10 protein-coding genes are annotated in these 17,095 nt (G+C 40.2%); all 10 read right to left on the bottom strand.

Features of this window, described 5'->3' with window-relative positions; genetic code table 11:
• On the bottom strand, nucleotides 1-5,285 hold a 5,285-nt coding region (locus ADH31_RS09425; RefSeq protein ID WP_049510418.1), incomplete at its 3' end, for an alpha-L-fucosidase.
• Between the two features lie 322 nt (nucleotides 5,286-5,607).
• Nucleotides 5,608-6,492 carry an ROK family protein gene (locus ADH31_RS09420; protein ID WP_049510415.1) on the bottom strand — a complete coding sequence of 295 codons (885 nt, stop codon included), beginning with the start codon at nucleotides 6,490-6,492 and terminating at the stop codon, nucleotides 5,608-5,610.
• Nucleotides 6,493-6,507: 15 nt separating this feature from the next.
• Nucleotides 6,508-7,425 (bottom strand): dihydrodipicolinate synthase family protein, encoded by a 918-nt coding sequence (locus tag ADH31_RS09415; RefSeq protein WP_049510413.1) that lies wholly within the window; start codon nucleotides 7,423-7,425, stop codon nucleotides 6,508-6,510.
• 164 nt (nucleotides 7,426-7,589) lie between these two features.
• Nucleotides 7,590-8,240 (bottom strand): YesL family protein, encoded by a 651-nt coding sequence (locus ADH31_RS09410; protein WP_049510411.1) that lies wholly within the window; start codon nucleotides 8,238-8,240, stop codon nucleotides 7,590-7,592.
• 20 nt (nucleotides 8,241-8,260) lie between these two features.
• Nucleotides 8,261-8,713: a YhcH/YjgK/YiaL family protein gene (locus ADH31_RS09405; RefSeq protein ID WP_049510408.1), complete on the bottom strand. Its 453-nt coding sequence runs from the start codon at nucleotides 8,711-8,713 to the stop codon at nucleotides 8,261-8,263.
• 368 nt (nucleotides 8,714-9,081) lie between these two features.
• Nucleotides 9,082-9,924 carry a carbohydrate ABC transporter permease gene (locus ADH31_RS09400; protein ID WP_049502842.1) on the bottom strand — a complete coding sequence of 281 codons (843 nt, stop codon included), beginning with the start codon at nucleotides 9,922-9,924 and terminating at the stop codon, nucleotides 9,082-9,084.
• Nucleotides 9,925-9,939: 15 nt separating this feature from the next.
• A complete protein-coding gene (locus ADH31_RS09395; protein WP_075227343.1) occupies nucleotides 9,940-10,806 on the bottom strand; it encodes a carbohydrate ABC transporter permease in 867 nt (288 codons plus the stop codon).
• A gap of 232 nt (nucleotides 10,807-11,038) precedes the next feature.
• Nucleotides 11,039-12,364, bottom strand: coding sequence for an ABC transporter substrate-binding protein (locus ADH31_RS09390; RefSeq protein WP_000669443.1), 1,326 nt, complete (start codon nucleotides 12,362-12,364; stop codon nucleotides 11,039-11,041).
• A 117-nt stretch (nucleotides 12,365-12,481) separates the two neighbouring features.
• Nucleotides 12,482-13,180 (bottom strand): N-acetylmannosamine-6-phosphate 2-epimerase, encoded by a 699-nt coding sequence (locus ADH31_RS09385; RefSeq protein WP_049510405.1) that lies wholly within the window; start codon nucleotides 13,178-13,180, stop codon nucleotides 12,482-12,484.
• A gap of 294 nt (nucleotides 13,181-13,474) precedes the next feature.
• Nucleotides 13,475-16,798, bottom strand: a complete 3,324-nt coding sequence (locus tag ADH31_RS09380; protein WP_049510402.1) for an SIALI-17 repeat-containing surface protein — start codon at nucleotides 16,796-16,798, stop codon at nucleotides 13,475-13,477.
• Between the last annotated feature and the right edge of the window lie 297 nt (nucleotides 16,799-17,095).

Below are 17,095 nucleotides of genomic sequence, written 5' to 3'. Positions count from 1 at the left end.
TCAATCTTAGACTCTTCTGGTTGAGCTGGCTCCTCTGGTTTTGGTTCCTCTTTCGGAGTCGCTTGGAGTTGGTTGATTGAAGTTAGAGCCGCTTGCAAGGCTTTGTCTACTGCATCCTGAGTCTCAGCTGCTTCGATCGCTGCGATTGCTTGCTCGGATAACTCGACTAGTTTCTTCTTAGCTTCCTTATCATCACCTAGTTCTTTGGTCTTGTTTTGAATAGCCTCTGCCAGACTTGCCATAGCCTTATCATAGTTAGGCTCTTCTGGTTGGGCTGGCTCCTCTGGTTTTGGTTCCTCTTTTGGAGTCGCTTGAAGCTGGTTGATAGAAGTTAGAGCTGCTTGCAAGGCTTTGTCTACCGCATCTTGAGTCTTAGCTTCTTGGATAGATACAAGAGCTTGTTCTGACAACTCAACTAGTTTCTTCTTAGCTTCCTTATCATCACCTAGTTCCTTGCTCTTGTTTTGGATGGCCTCTGCCAGACTTGCCATAGCCTTATCATAGTTAGGCTCTTCTGGTTGGGCTGGTGTTTCTTCGATACCGTAGTTTTCTTCCTTATCAAGGATCGTTTGCAAGGCTGTTGCTGTTTTGAGAACTTCTTGTGGTTTAGCATCACTTGCTGAAAGTTGCTCTGATAATTTGTCCAAGTTTGACTTAAAGGCTTGACGTGCCTCTGGAGTGTTCTTCAAGCTTGTTTGGTCAAATTTATCCAATTCATCCTTCCAGTTCTTCATAGCTTGAAGTAACTCTTCTTTGGTATAAAGAGCGCTACCTTCGCCATGAGTGATAAACTGGTCAACTTGGATACCAATGTTTCTCGTAGTATCATTACGTTTTGGATCCAATTGCAAGGTTACAGCATGCCAACCTTCTTCGAGTCCTGTTAGACGAACGAGAGTCTGATCGCCTTGACGTGTGGCAGCTGTACCACTGAAGTACTTCTTACCGTTGTATTCAGACGCATTACCTAGACCATCTTGATACTCGACTCTTCTACCGTCTAACGTCACCTTGTAGATACCATGACCTGGGTCTACAAAACCTTTAATTTCTAAACCTGTACCGTAGAAGTAGGCTGTTACACTAGCATTTTTCTTCTGCTCTTCCGTTAAACGACCAAATGACGCCCAAGACTCAGTGTTTTGGTATTTACCTGATGAATTGGTTTCATGGTGCCAACCTGGGCTATAGTCAAGTTGACTGGCCTGATCATCATGACTGACTTGATCTTTTTGAAGCAATTCAGCTTTCATCACTCGAATCGTTGCTTCTGAAGCGAATCCAAGCAAAGCTTCGTCTGAGGCACTCGTCATTTTCACTTTGAAGTCAAAAATAGAATCAGCTTGCTCCGTAAAGTCAATTGTTGGAATTGTTAAAGTCTTTTCTGTTTCACCTTCTTGGAAGGTCAAATCAGCTGTTGTATCCTTGTAAACCTTACCGTGAACCCCTGTTCCTGGTTCAGTCACGACATGGACTGTTGCAACTCCTTTGCTACCACCAACACGTTTAATGGTTACAGTAACTGGTTGTCCTTTTTGAACTTCATAGGTAGTTTCTTTCAACTCAAACATACCTTTACCAGCATTATTGAGCGTATAGATACCTTCAGTTGCAATAGCTTTGCCAGTTTTGTTGACGAGTTTGATGGTGTGTTCACCTGGAGCCAAGTCATCTGTCTCATAAACCATCTGGCTACGTTTACGAGCCGCATTATTAGTTTGTACGTCTGCAACCTTTTGACCATCCACGTAAACTGACATTTCACCGTGATTTGGATCCACTGTAGATACGACATAAGCCTTAGTTCCATTGAAACGGTAGGTTACGCTAGCATCTTTTTGATTGGTCCACATGGATGTTCCACGAACGCCTTCAGATTCGTCATACCAGGTTGTATTTGCTTTATCAGCTGTTGTATTTGAATGGTAATCCAAGCCTAGAGGATAGCCGTCTGTTTTTTCGATACTACTTGGTGTCTTATAAACAGAGAAGTTTGTCAAAATAGGAGTTGCTTGTGAATTCGTGATAGTCACACGAATCTTTTGTGCTTCCACAGGTTGACCTTGGACGAGACGACGATAACCAACAGTCGAACCTTCTCCATATGGAACCCAGCGACCATTGAGCTCAACTTCAACCTTAAATCCAGAGATACGTTGACCTTTAGCAATATCTTCTTTGAGTTCAACTACGTCAAAGCGTCTCTTTTGACCGAGATCCACAGTGAATTCACCTGTCTTGGCATCATTTGACAATGCCCAACTAGTATCATCCTTACCATCTGTTAGGTTGCTTGCTTGATACAAGTGATTCTTACGGGTAGAGCTTGCAGTGACAGTTGCTCCCTTGGCGAAGTCAGTCGCATACATTTGATCCAAGGTTGCTCGGAATTCTTTCAAGCGAGCGACGTCTGCGTCTGCGAATTTACCTTCTTTATTTGGTGGAATGTTGAGTAGAAGTGGCGTTCCACGACCAACAGACTTGAAGTAGATATCCATCAAATCTTTGATTGATTTTGGTTGTTGATTGTCATGGTAGAACCAACCTGAACGAATAGAAACGTCTGCTTCACCGACAGAGTACATATCTCCTTCTGGGTCTCCATGGTTGAGATATTCATTCTTCACATCGTCAGTGATCTTAGCTTTCTTAACTTTATGCCAAACTGGATCTCCAGCGATACCACGTTCATTACCGATCCAACGGACACTTGTTGGTTGAGCAGAGAAGATAGCGATATCTCCTTCAGCTTCCTTAATGTACTTGAACCATTCGTCAAAGGTGTAGGTTACTTTTTGAGCTCCGCTACCACGCGCACCGTCCATCCAAACTTCGATGAATTTACCATTATTTCCGTATTTAGGATTGCCAAGGATTTCCTTGAGCTGGTTGAGGTAGTATTCGTTGTACTCTTTTTCAGTTGAAACATGATATTTAGGATTATTGGCATCCCATGGTGATAGGTAAACACCCATATTCATGTCATATTTCGTTGCTGATTTAGAGATTTCTTCGAGAAGGTCACCCTTACCGTCTTTCCATGGACTTGCAGCTACCGTATGGTCTGTGTATTTAGATGGATAAATCACAAAACCGTCGTGGTGTTTGACAACCATGATTGTTCGTTTGAACCCAGCATCCTTCAAAGTCTTAATCCACTGGTCTGTATCAAGGTTTGTTGGATTAAAGTTTTGAGGATTTTCTCTACCGTTACCCCACTCAGAGTTAGTGTAGGTATTCATACCATAGTGGATGAAGGCAGCCAATTCTTCTTTATGGTAGTCCAATTGGGCCTTACTTGGCAGTGGTCCATAGTTTCCAATTTCTGTTTCTTCGTCTTTTGGATCCACTACTGGAGTTGCCGGAGTTACTGGTTTTGGATCTTCAATTTTTTCGTATTCAAAAATAACTTGGTTCACTCCTTTATGTTGGATTGTTGCTTCTTGGCTTGCATTGACTGCACGATAGCCTGCAATTTCTTTGGCTTGGAATCTGTGAACAAAGGAAACTTCATATTCTTTACCATCGTTATCATCCACAGTTGCAGTTGCCAATTCTTGGTCGGTACCTTTCAAACGATAATGAACGTCAAAGGAACCTTTATTGACCTTATAAACAACCTTGATAACGCGAGTTCCTGCAGGAGCCTTGCTCACAACGCTATAATCATCTTCCCAAGCATCTTTTAGTTGCTTATTGACAGTTTTGCCATCAATCGATACAATCTCATATTTTTCTTTATTCTTCTTGAAGAAGTCAGTCTTTTCAATTTCTGTTTTATAGTTATAGTCGAACTGAGTTCCAACTTCTGTCTTTTCAACAAAAGTATCGTTTTCTTTGACTGGATTATCATTTTGGTCTAGGTGTTCGACAACAACTCGTCCATAGTCAACACCTTCAAGGAGAGTTGCTACACCACTTTCATCGAAGGAATATTTGTTTTCACCGATAACAGCTGTCTTATTTCGAAGCATTTCTCCCTCTGGAGTGAAGTAATAACGATTGCCGTTATCGCCTTGATACCAGCCTTTAACACCGTACTTGTCAATGATTTCTTTGACCCATGCCAATTGTTCTGGTGAGAGGACAAGCCCTCCTCCAAAGCGATCTTTTTCAGCAATGTTTGCATTATCAACAGTACCACGTTGGTGAATTCCGATAACTTTTCCTTCACCGTTGATAATTCCACCACCTGAAAGACCTGATACAGAAGTCAAACGATAGGTAACACCCACTGTTCCCTTATCATCATACTTTTCAGTACCTTTAACAACACCGTCCGCCTTATACAATTGACCTGGAACAATTGGTTCCTTCAATTCTGGAGACGTTGAATCTGTAGGGTAACCGATGGTGCTAACAGGTTCTCCAGCTTTGTATTCTCGATGTTCTGCTAAAGGAGTAAAGGTAGCTGCCTTATTTGGACTTGCAATTGAAAGTGGAACTGGGGCTACAACCAAGGCTAGGTCATTCTTATAGCCTTCACCGAATTTTTCTTTATTCCAGAAATGAATATCCTTTTCCTTGAACAAAACAGTATTTCCTGAGCTTGGCAAAGAATTATTCTTAGCAGTATTTGAACCTACATTGTAATAGAACTTAGCCGTATCACCACCACGGATAGTTCCCGCATTAGTATCCGCATCCTTGACCAAGAAGTTGTGGGCCACTGTCAAGATAACATTTGGAGCAACAAAGATACCTGAACCTGAGTTAAGGTATCGCTGACTACCGCCATTGGCCAAAGGTGAGCTAAAGATTGAATAAACCATAGTAGCAGATGTTGCTGGTTGACCTTCATAATTGATATGCTTAAGGTCTTGTCCACCATTGATAATGGCTCTATTTTCTTTTCCAGCTTCAGATGGAGCTGCTTCTGTAGGTTTCAAAATGCTCTTAGTCTCTACTTGTGGACTTTCTTTCTCTGAAACAATTGCTGCAGTATCGACTTTTTTCACTGGAGTATCAGGATAAGCACAATCAGAAATTTCTTCAGGGAGTAAATCGCCAGCCACTTCAGCAGTCTTTCCTTCCCCTGCTACTTTCTCGATAGCAGGTTCTGTTTTTTCAGTTACTTCTTCTTTAACTGCTTCTTCTTTTTTATGATCTACATCTGCCACTTCTTTTGCTTGACTATCTACTTCAAGTTTTGGTTCTGTCACAAGTTCACTAGCCGCAACATTACCAGATGCAAAAAAAGCAAGACCGACTGCTACAGAAGCAACACCAACAGTCAGTTTACGAATACTAAATATTCTACCTTTTTCTAAAAAATAATGTTTCATCAAATTCTCCTAATGTTCAAAAGCAGTCAGCTACTGCAGGAGCCCAGTTTATGCTGGCGACAATTTTTGTTTGATTCCCTAGCTTAAAATTCTTTTTCAGAGCTATTTATTTTGAGTAAATATAAGATTGTAGAAATCGCTTACATTTTCTAAAAATAAAATAATGCTTCCATTAGCAAGAATTTTTCTAGAGTTTTCGCATTATTATAAATATACTATGTTATATTAAAAAATGCAAGGGTTTTCAAAGTTTTAACTAGATTTTTACTAAATGATCATTTTACTGTTTATGACTAAAAAATCCTAAATTGGCAAGGCCAACTTAGGATTGTTTTGTTTTGAAGTGATAGTAAGCTCCAAGCATACCCGCAGTATTTTGATGACGCGCAAATTCTAATCTTGTTTTTTCCGCTAAACTTGGAACAAGCGCATCTTTCAGAGCTGTACGAATTTTCGGTTTCAAAATCGCTTCCTGCCCCATAATACCACCACCTAGTATAACAACCTCTGGATTGGCAACATAACAAATGTTAGCAAGACCTTTCCCAAGATAGTCTACCATACGGTCAATTCCCTCCATACAGAGTTTATTGCCTTCTGTAGCTTCTTTGAAAATTCTACGACCATTCCAATGTGCTACTTCTTCACCATGAGCCTTAGCGACATACTCAACCAAGGCAGTTGTAGAAGCTAAATCTTGGAAAGCCCCATCTTGCATATGCATATAGCCAACTTCACAGGCAGAATTACTAAATCCATGGAAAATCTGGCCGTCAATGATTAAGCAACCGCCGATACCTGTTCCGATGGTCAAACAAAGCGTTATTCCTGCACCTTTTCCAGATCCAGAAATAGCTTCTGCTAGCCCTGCACAGTTGACATCATTTTCAATTTCACAAGGAACTTGGAAACTTTCTTCAATTTCTTTTTTAAATTGAGTCCCTGCATAGTTCGGGATCTGTGGACCAGCATAGAAAATCTCACCCTTATCAGGATCAACCATTCCCGCTGAGGAAATAGCCACACCTGCCACCGGTCCTTTTTCTAGATAGCTAGCGACAATATCTTTTGTTTTCTGTAAGATATGTGGACCACCCTTATTAGCCTCAGTCGCTACTTCGTGAGACTCAACAAGTTGTCCATCTTGGTCAATCAAACCATATTTGATATTAGTTCCACCAATATCAATTGCAACGTAATTAGTCATAAAGCCTCCTATTGATTAGAGGAAACGCTCCTTAGTTTCACGAATCAATTGAGCAGCTGCTTCTACAACTGGACGATCTTCTTCGGTCACTGGTGTAAGTGGAGAACGAACTGATCCGATATTAAGTCCTTCATTGATTTTCAAGACTTCCTTGATAACGCCGTACATGTTTCCATGCGCAGCAGTCAATTTACCAATGATAGCGTTAATAGCATATTGCAATTCACGCGCTGTTTCTAGGTCTTTGTCTGCAATCAATTGGTTGAGTTTCAAAAAGAGTTCTGGCATAGCACCATAAGTACCACCGATACCAGCTTTAGCACCCATGAGACGACCACCGAGGAATTGTTCATCTGGACCGTTAAAGACGATATGATCATCACCACCAAGACTAACAAAAGTTTGGATATCTTGAACTGGCATTGAAGAGTTTTTAACACCGATAACACGTGGGTTCTTCAACATTTCTGTGTAAAGACTTGGAGTCAAAGCAACTCCTGCCAATTGAGGAATGTTATAGATAACGTAGTCTGTATTTGGTGCTGCTGCACTGATGTCGTTCCAGTATTTTGCTACTGAGTACTCAGGCAAACGGAAGTAAATTGGTGGGATTGTTGCGATAGCATCTACTCCCAAGCTTTCAGCATGGCGAGCAAGCTCGATACTGTCTTTAGTATTGTTGCAAGCCACGTGAGCAATGATTGTCAATTTACCTTTAGCAACAGCCATGACTTCTTCCAAGATCAACTTGCGGTCTGCTACACTTTGGTAGATACATTCACCTGAAGAACCGTTGACATAAAGTCCTTGAACACCTTTATCAATAAAGTATTGCACCAAAGCACGAGTTCGTTCTGGGCTTACTTCGCCCGCATCATCATAACATGCGTAGAAGGCAGGAATGACGCCTTCATATTTTTTTAAATCTGACATAGATTTCTCCTAAGATTTCTTATTTTCTGCTCTTGGCAGATGATTTTTTACTATTTTAGTATACACCTTGTGAAAAGCGCTTTCAATACATCTCAGCCACTTAGATTTTAATTTCTATTCATCTCCCATAGATTTTCATGTTTAAAAGTAGTTTCATATCATTTTCAATCTGCTTGATATTTAGCAAACAATTTTTCCATTAATCCAGCCTGGCAAAAGGCAAGAAGACCAAAGCCAAAGAGTAGAAATGCTGATCCACCGAGCACTAGAGTAAAGCCCGATAGATAGAGAAGCATCATGATTAATAAAATAATCGCAAGCATCAAGAAGAACCACACGAAGTTAAAGCTTACCAAAAGCAAGCCCTTTTGAAGAACTTCTTTCCAAGTCAAGTCATATCGTGCTGCAATTGGATAGCTAGCCAACATGACTAAGGTTAAAAATATCAGAATTCCCAAGCAAATGGCTTTAATGAGCTGGAAGCCTAGGCTGGTTTGCCCCCAGAATAGTGATAAGTCAACAACGCTAATCAGAAAAATTCCTAGTTCCAACAAACCTAACTGGAGACCTAATTTCAAATTTTGCTTAAAGGCTCTCATATAAGTTTTAAAAACAGGAACACGTCGACTACTCTTAACTTCGAAGATTGTCTGATAGAGACTGATTTTCGCTACTCCGATCGTCACAATAGGCAAACAAGACACAACAAAGAGTAGATTAACCGTCACAATATCTAAAACTTTCTCGCAAAAACGCATCAGGAAGTTATCCGTATCAAATGCCGCTTTTATCAATCCAGATCCTTTATGTGCCATTGTTTGCTCCTCCTAACTGACTAATCGATTAAAATTTTAAATAAATATTTGCGAACTTTATCTTCCATACCTGCATAACCATTAGGTTGATGAGGTTCACCTGGGAAAAAGACTGCAAAATTGTGATAACCCAACAAGAGTGGGTATTGTTCATGACAATGAACAAAACCAATATCGCTAGATTCATCAAAGGCTACAGCCTCATCTTTGACACGAGAACCATAGCTAGAGTACTCATGTCCTTCAACCAACAAATGCAAATCTGCATATTTTTTATGATGCTCAAAACGATCATTTTCTTCTTGGTTGAGAACATTTTCTTGCACAACTAGAAAGACCTTGTCACCATCAATCTCATATTTACCTAATTCAAAACTATCTTTACGATGCTCATAGAGATAATCAATAGCCTTATCGAGATTTGGATGAATTCCTTTGTAAAAACTAATGTTTCTTAAATCATCAAAAATCATAGTAATTTCCTTCGCTTCTGATACTTATTCCAATTCGATTTATCTTTTTACAATTTCCCTTAAATAGTGCGGACGGAAGCAACTTTCTACGAAATTTCATTCCTAATTTTTGAGTCTAAAGTCTCAAAAATTCCGTCCAAGATAAATACAACATACTTATCTTAGATACCACTTAGATGGGAAACAACTATTCTAAATAGTATCTAAAAAGTCAAAAATGAAGTTTATAAGTGTCTAACAAAACTTCAAGAAGTAACCAACTACTCTCCATTTTGTAGACACTTATATAGCCTATATTCTCTTAGTCTATCAACTATACTTCTGCATACTGATAAACAAATTGTACTATATTCAATTTTCGCAGAGTACTATCCTTTGACAGCTCCCATAGTAATACCTTGAGTGAAGGATTTTTGGAAGACAAGGAAGACTGTTACGATTGGCACAGCTGCAAGGGCAGCACCCGCCATAATTAAACCATAGTTAGTTGCCATCTCAGCCTGCATAGTCGCAACCCCGAGTGAGATGGTCAAGTTGTTACGAGATGTCAACATTACCAACTGCATGAAGTAGTCATTCCATGTATTGATGAAAGTAAAGATTGCAAGAGCTGCAAATCCTGGCTTCACGATAGGGAAGGCTACGCTCCAGAATGTACGAATCTCGCCACATCCATCGATTTTAGCAGATTCAAGCAATTCTGTCGGAATGTTTTCACTGAACTGTTTCATAAGGAAGACCCCAAATGGCCATCCAATCAAAGGCAAGATAACCGCCCAAAGAGTGTCATGGATTCCCATGAAGTTGACGATACGTACCAATGGTACAAGGACAACTTGTTTTGGAAGAGCCATGGCAGCAATAAAGATTGCAAAGAGAATGCGTTGTCCATAGAAACGTTTCTTAGCCAAAACATAACCTGCTAGTGAAGAGGTTGCACAAACCAAGAACATAGTTACTAAAGAAATGAACACTGAGTTCCACATCCATTGCAAGGCTGGGTTTTGCACCATCAATTGTTGGAAGTTCTCCATTGTTGGAGCTTTAGGGAACCATTGTGGTGGAATCATAATGGTATCTGGTTGTGATTTGAATGCACCTGTCAAGATCCAGTAGAATGGGAAGATAAACAGTACAGTCAACAATAGCAAAATGATTGTTGAAATAACAGTAAATGCTGTTAATGGTTTCTTTTGTTGTGTAGGTTGCATAGCTGTCTCCTTTCCTTAGTATTCTACATCGTTTCCGAGGATCTTGAATTGAGCGAAGCTGACAAGGGCAATCATAACTGCCAAGAATACACCAATAGTATTGGCATAGCCATATTCAGTCAATTGGAAGGCTTTTTCATATAGGTAGTACATAAGTGTACTTGTTGAGTAGTTTGGACCACCAGATGTCAACAATTGAATCAATGCGAAACATTGGAATGAGTTGATGGTTGTGATAATTGCGATATAAAGAGTTGTTGGAAGGAGGCTTGGCCATTTAATCTTCCAGAATACTTGGAACTCAGTCGCACCGTCAACACGAGCAGCTTCTACAAGTGAGTTATCAATATTACCCATTGCAGCGATGTAAAGAATGATTGGTTGACCAACTGATGTTGTCAAAAGGATAATCATAATCGCCATCAAAGCCCAGTTTTTATCTCCCAACCAAGAAATGTTTTGGCTGATGATGTGGCTTGACTTAAGCACGAAGTTCAAAATACCTGATAGTGGATCGTAGATCCATTTCCATACTACTGTTACGGCAACACTACCTGTTACTACAGGAAGGAAGAAGACGAAACGGTAGAAAGATCTAGCGATGGCATTTTGTTGGTAAGTTTGTGATGCTACAAAGAGCGAGAAGAGTACAACGACTGGTACAGACCCGATAACCAAGATTACGGTATTAATCAAAGATTTTGTAAAGACAGGGTCTTTAAACATACGGATGTAGTTGTCCAAGCCCACAAACTCAAAGCTAGTCATCGAATAGTTGAAGAAACTAGTGATGAAGCCCATGATCATTGGAGCTAAAACGAAGACGGTAAAGAAGATTAATACTGGTGCTAGGAATGCGTAGGAAATAATAGTTTCCCGCATGCGAATTTTATTGATTTTCACAGTCGGCACCTCACTTTCACATAGTTTTATTTTTTTGACTGTTATCTGACCCTGATCTAAAATCAAAATGAAATTTTTCTAAGATTCGTCAATGTAAAAACTTCATTTTAATTTTGACCTGTCAGTTGCTTCTATTTCAAACAAAAGTCCCCCTTTTCATACACAGATATGCTCAGGGAAAAGGGGGAACTCAGTTTTTATTTAGGGCTTATTATTTAGCTGCTTTTTTGATTGTTTCATTCGCTTTTTCAGTGAATGCTTTCAATGCTGCAGCAGGTTGTTCGTCACCATTTGATACAGCTTGCAACATTGGGAACCAAAGTGTTCTCATTTCAGCAAATCCGTCGATTGTGTTGTAATATGGTGAATAGTATTGAGTCCAGCTACCGATTGTTTCCATACGTTTGTCATCATAAAGTTTTCCAAATGAAGTACGAACTGGGAATGCACCTGTACGAACTACGTCTTTAGGACCCCATTCTTTGTCATCTGCGATGAATTGGATGAATTTCTTAGCTGCTGCGACTTTCTTTTCGTCTTTGTTGTTAAATACTGCAAATCCGTTTACAAGGTATTCAAGAGCTGGTTTACCTGAATCAGATGGGAATGGTACTTCAACCACTTCAACTTTACTTGCTTCCAAAAGTTTAGCTTGGATACCATTTTGAGCTGGTGCCCAAAGGATTGTGTAAGAAGTTTGACCGTTTGCAAAGTTTTGGATGTCTGCTCCACCGTCAAATTGTGAACCGTTGTTCAACAAACCGTCTTTGATCCAGCTAGATGCTTTTTCAAGACCTTTAACGAATTTAGGATCGTCAGTTGTGTATTTAGTTACTTCTTTATCAGTTACAGATCCGCCATAAAGGTTAGCGATGAAGGCACGTGTTCCTTGGTCTCCCCCTTGACCTGAACTGAACAATGAACCTGGTGTATATCCTTTATCTTTAAGCGCTTTCAAAACTTTTTCAAAGTCATCAGTTGTCCAACCTTCTTTTACAAGGTTTGCAACTCCTGCATCTTCCAACATTTTCTTGTTCATAGCCATGTAGAATGGTGCAGAACTGATTGGATACATGTAAGCTTTATCACCAGCTTTACTTGCTTGGATGATATTTTCGTTGTTGACATCTTTAACAAATTCATCTGTAAAGAGGTCGTTCAACTCAGCCAATTTACCATTTTTACCGTATTGGATGATACGTCCTGGTGCGTCAAAGAGAACGTCTGGCGCAGTTCCTGCTTCGATTGCTGTTGTAATTTTTTCTGGACCAGATTTGAAGTCGATTGTTTCTAGTTTAACTTTAACATCTGGATTTGCTTTTTCGAAAGCTTCGATGATAGATTTTTCATAAGTTCCTACACCATCGCCAGTTTTTTCTTGAGTAAAGACTGGGAATGCCCACCAAGTGATTTCAGTTTTTCCACTGTCACTACCAGAGCTAGCAGCATCTTTGTTTGCATCTGATTTGCCACAAGCAGCAAGAGATAGAACCGCAGCACCCGCAAGTACTGTACAAGCTAGTTTTTTAAATTTCATTTGTATTCTCCTAAATGATGATAAGCGTATCCGAATCGGATAATGAGTAATGTCGACTTTGTATACGTTTTCATTTTTTCCTACTAATCAACCACTCTCCTCGTTTTTTAGATTGTGTTATTTAAGACCCGCAACAAATCGTTCCGTAATCTCTTTTGGTCTAGTAATAGCGCCACCAACTACGATACCTCGCACTCCGTAACCTAGGATTTGCTTAGCTTGTTCTGGTGTGTGAATTTTTCCTTCAGCGATGACGTCCACCCCTGCATCACAGAGTTTCTTGATGAGTTCAAAGTCTGGACCATCCACTTTTGGACTGTAAGAAGTGTAACCTGACAAGGTTGTTCCGACAAAGTCAATTCCCGCTTCAACTGCTGTTAGACCTTCCTCAAAGGTACTTGTGTCAGCCATCAAGAGTTGATTTGGATATTTTTCTTTGATCTGACGAATAAATTCTTGGATCTCCAAGCCATCATGACGTTCACGCTTGGTACAGTCAAGAGCAATGACTTCGATGTCAAGAGCTGCTAGTTCATCTACCTCTCTCATAGTCGCTGTGATGAATGGTTCCTGTGGTGGATAATCACGTTTAATAATTCCGATAATCGGAAGTTTAGTGACCTCTTTAATTTCCTTGATATCTCGAACACTGTTTGCTCGGATACCGACTGCACCACCTTGTTCAGCTGCTTTCACCAACAAGGGGATAACTCCTCCCGCTTCTGTGTAGAGCGGTTCATGAGGAAGTGCCTGACAAGAAACGATGATTCCATCTTTGATTTGTTCAATCAAGACTTCTTTACTAATTTGTGGCATCTACTTTCCTCCTTTTCTTTTCCTTTGTGTTTATGTGACTATTATAGCTTATTATTAAAGCGCTTTCAATAACTTGTGCTAGAATAGATTGGAGTTTCAAAACAATTTTATGCAACAGTTTCTTCTGAAAGTAGTTTCAGGGACATAAAATCTATCCCAACACCTCTTAAATCTTGAAACCAGCCCTTTTTTCTCGCAAACATGAAAGAAAAAAGGCCGTAACAAATTTTCGTTACGACCCTTTCTAACTAAGATCTAGTTTCACTAAGGAAACCTTCACTTTCAACTATTTGACTAATCTTCTTTTCTCTTCCCCAAAGCAAACATACCAAGGAGCATCCCCACAAGTCCTACTGATGCAAGGGCAGAGGCATCTTCGTTTCCTGTCTTAGGAAGAACATCTTGACGAACTGCAGGTGCTTGATAGGTCTTATCTTGTGACATAGCCTGTGATACAATAGACTGCTGACCTTTGTGATCTGGATCTTTATGTCCTGCTCCTTCTGAACCTTTGGTACCAGCTGTAAGTCCTGGTTTTTCTGTCGGTGCGATGTCATTCTTCACACTGCCCGTGAATGCTGGCACTTCATGCACCGCTGGTTCAAGACCATTAACGCCACCCACAAATCCTGGTTTTTCAGGAGTTACAGGACTATCAGCGCTTACTCCGCCTGTGAATTCTGGTACTTCATGTACAGCTGCTTCACTACCATTGACTCCACCTGTAAATTCTGGAAGTTCAGCTATCGGTGCTGCTTCTTCGCCTACTGTACCAATAGGTTCAGTATACTCTGGGAGCTCCGTTACAGCAGCTTCTTCACCATTCACCCCACCTTCGAATTCTGGTACTTCATGTACAGCTGCTTCTACACCGTTAACACCACCTGTGAATTCTGGTACTTCGTGAACAGCTGCTTCACTACCGTTGGCAGCTCCAGGAATACCTGCTCCTTCAAGACTCACTGGAAGATTGTGCATACTCTCGATTGCTCCAGAAGCAAGTCCAGTTATTTCTTGACCAAGATCTGACTTGTCTATTGTAAATAGAAGAGTCTTAGTATCATACTGGGTCATGAAGTTTACTTTTTTACCATTTGCCAACTGAAGTGTTGGAATTTTGTTAACCAAAACTTCTGAATCAAACTCTACTGCAAGAATTCCTGGCCATTTTTCAATAACATTTTTAACTTTGGCTTCTTTAGGAGAAATTCTTTCCTTCGTTAAGAAATCCCAGTTGAATTTCTTGAAGGATAGAGTATAAGGATTGCCACCAGCTTCATGATGTTCATACAAGAGACCAAATTCTTTTGGTCCAATCTGTTGAAGTGAGTTATAGGCATATTCCCCTTCTTGAATCAAATGATGATGCAGCCAAGTCAACTCGCCATCTTCTTCTACGCGAGCCACTCGAATGTAACCATTCTTACGACCTGGGCCATTGGCATTTGCTAGAAGGATATATTCCTTACCATCTTGAACCGTATGAGTCGCTGCCATTTGAACATAGACATCTGGTACATCATAGCGTGCTACATAGTTGTCCCATGTAATACCACCATCATTACTTGTCGCAACTTGCAAATCACCAGTCAAACCACGCATAAAGAGTTTCAACTGACCATTGTTCAACTGAACAACAGAAGATTCCGTATTTTGAGCGTAATAATTGTTCATGTTGCTTGAATCAACTACTGTACCATCATAAAGTGTACGGTTATCATTGACACCGCCACCCATATGCCAAGTCTTACCATGGTCATCTGAGTAGATGATACGAGATGATTGAGAACCATTGAGGTGGTTTGTTCTATTCGTCGTATAGACAGGAACGACGATTCGACCTTTATGAGGTCCATTCTGGAGGGTAATGCCCACTCCAGGTCCCACACCTAAGAATTTCATCCAATCAGCTTTGACCATTGGGGTAATATCTTGTGGCGCAGACCAAGTCTTACCGTCATCATCACTGTAAGACATCCACAGGTAGCTGTCTTTAGCAATTCTAAATGGAGAGGTTTTATTGCTTGTAAAGTAGATATTTCCTAGCAGTTGCTCACCCTGATAAAGATCACCTTTATCGCTATAAGCCGGCTTGACAGGATTTACAACAACACGGTAATCCGTTGCCTGACCATCTGGTGTGTAGACAACACCATTTTCACGAATGGTATAGGCTCCATTTTCTCCTTCACGATAAAGAATTTGGTAGGTTTTCCCATCAATTTCTTTATAAGCTTCCTCTTTTTCAGCTGACATCCCAAAGATACCTTTTCCTTCTGGGAACATATCATAGACTGAAAAGATTCGTTTGGTTTCAGTATCTTGGGCTAAAACCATATCGATATTTACTGGTGAACCAACAGATGGATCAGTAGCTTTTGGATTGTCACGTAGATTCGTAAGTGTGATACGATCACCCCATGTTTGACCATGATCTTCACTTCGTTTGACGACCATACCGATATCGCCCCAGTCATAGTGGTGCAAACGACGTTCATCAGCTCCAGCAATCAAAGTTCCCTTGTCAGTCTTAAGAAGGGCTGGAATACGATAACTATTAATACCATCTGGATTTGACTGCCCATTTTTACCAGCTTCAAAAACATCCTTTTTATCTGTTATCTCAGCTCCTTCTGGAAGCTTTTTCTCTAATTCGGATCTTTCAAAGAGGTAGCTACGATTTTGAACTTCTTCTGGACTCAAGGCACGATCGTAAACAGTTAGATTACGAACTTGTAAACCTGCCCCCCAAACCATACTTCCTGCACGATTTGTGGAACCAATTTGCATATGATTCACATCAGGCATATCTTTGATAAAGCGTCCTGATTTCTTACTTGTTCGTGACAAAACTCCGTTTACATAGAGACGAACTTGCCCATCTGGAGAATCTGCACTTGGTCTTTCAACTGTAAAGGTTACTGAGTTCCACTGACCTGGTTTGACAGTTAATGGTGCGTCTGTGTATCTATCATAAAATTGATCGCCGTTTTGATCGCGGCCCTCAATCAAGGCAACATTGTTGTAAACAGCCATGGTGAAATATTCATTTCGAACCGTATCACTTGAGACTGAGAAAAGGTTGTAAAATGCTGGTGCAGAAGCATCTGGTTTGAACTCCATATGAATGGTCGCATTTTGAAGCTGTTTCAGTTTTTCCAATTGCTCTGTCAGATCAATTCTATTGCTATTTGCAGCATTAGTCTCTACATCTTCCTTTTCAAGAACAGTATTGACATTTTCCAACTCTCTAGCATAGTAATCACGTGGAAGCGCAGCTGGATCTTTTTCGGTTTCTCTAGTTGCTTCTGCCGTTTCTGCTGTTGCAGTTGTTTCTGCCGTTGCAGTTGTCTCTGTTCCAGTATGTGCTTCTGTAGATGCATGTGTGACTGTATCTACCCCATTAGACTCTGTCGCACTCTTTTCAGTATCTACTGCTTTTTCTGCCTGTTCCTTCTCTACTCCTAGTTCTGTCGTCTCCTTATTGGTAGTTGTTGCTTCTTGTGCTAATACCGGCGATGCACCAAAAACAACTGCTCCAATCACTACTGAAGCGGCTCCTACTGTAAATTTGCGAATTCCGTATCGTTGTTTTCTCTCCAACTGATTATGCTTCATCTTTCTTCCTTTCATTTTTAAAAATAAAGCGCTTTCTTTTTTGCTTAAAATTTTTAGCCATCTGACTAAATGACAAAAATTACTTTTTCACGAATGGTTACACTCGCTCTTTCAAATTTTCTCTCACTTAACGACCCATCGTTAACTAGAGTCTCCTACTCCTTTCAAATTTTATCTTATTCTCATTATATAATAAATTTCCCTATTTTAAGATAGATGAATATAGAACAGATTTCACTTTCAGTTTTCGAAACATAAACTCAGACATTTGAAACTACTTTCGGGTACTTTGGATTT

It is taken from the genome of Streptococcus pseudopneumoniae (assembly GCF_001072375.1).
Lineage (GTDB): Bacteria > Bacillota > Bacilli > Lactobacillales > Streptococcaceae > Streptococcus > Streptococcus pseudopneumoniae_L.
This window is presented reverse-complemented; position numbering and strand designations above follow the sequence as displayed.

Bases quoted from the DNA above. Each gene is read 5' to 3' on its own strand.
- ADH31_RS09420 (WP_049510415.1), bottom strand. From the start codon at position 6,492: ATGACTAATTACGTTGCAATTGATATTGGTGGAACTAATATCAAATAT.
- ADH31_RS09415 (WP_049510413.1), bottom strand. From the start codon at position 7,425: ATGTCAGATTTAAAAAAATATGAAGGCGTCATTCCTGCCTTCTACGCA.
- ADH31_RS09410 (WP_049510411.1), bottom strand. From the start codon at position 8,240: ATGGCACATAAAGGATCTGGATTGATAAAAGCGGCATTTGATACGGAT.
- ADH31_RS09405 (WP_049510408.1), bottom strand. From the start codon at position 8,713: ATGATTTTTGATGATTTAAGAAACATTAGTTTTTACAAAGGAATTCAT.
- ADH31_RS09400 (WP_049502842.1), bottom strand. From the start codon at position 9,924: ATGCAACCTACACAACAAAAGAAACCATTAACAGCATTTACTGTTATT.
- ADH31_RS09395 (WP_075227343.1), bottom strand. From the start codon at position 10,806: ATGCGGGAAACTATTATTTCCTACGCATTCCTAGCACCAGTATTAATC.
- ADH31_RS09390 (WP_000669443.1), bottom strand. From the start codon at position 12,364: ATGAAATTTAAAAAACTAGCTTGTACAGTACTTGCGGGTGCTGCGGTT.
- ADH31_RS09385 (WP_049510405.1), bottom strand. From the start codon at position 13,180: ATGCCACAAATTAGTAAAGAAGTCTTGATTGAACAAATCAAAGATGGA.
- ADH31_RS09380 (WP_049510402.1), bottom strand. From the start codon at position 16,798: ATGAAGCATAATCAGTTGGAGAGAAAACAACGATACGGAATTCGCAAA.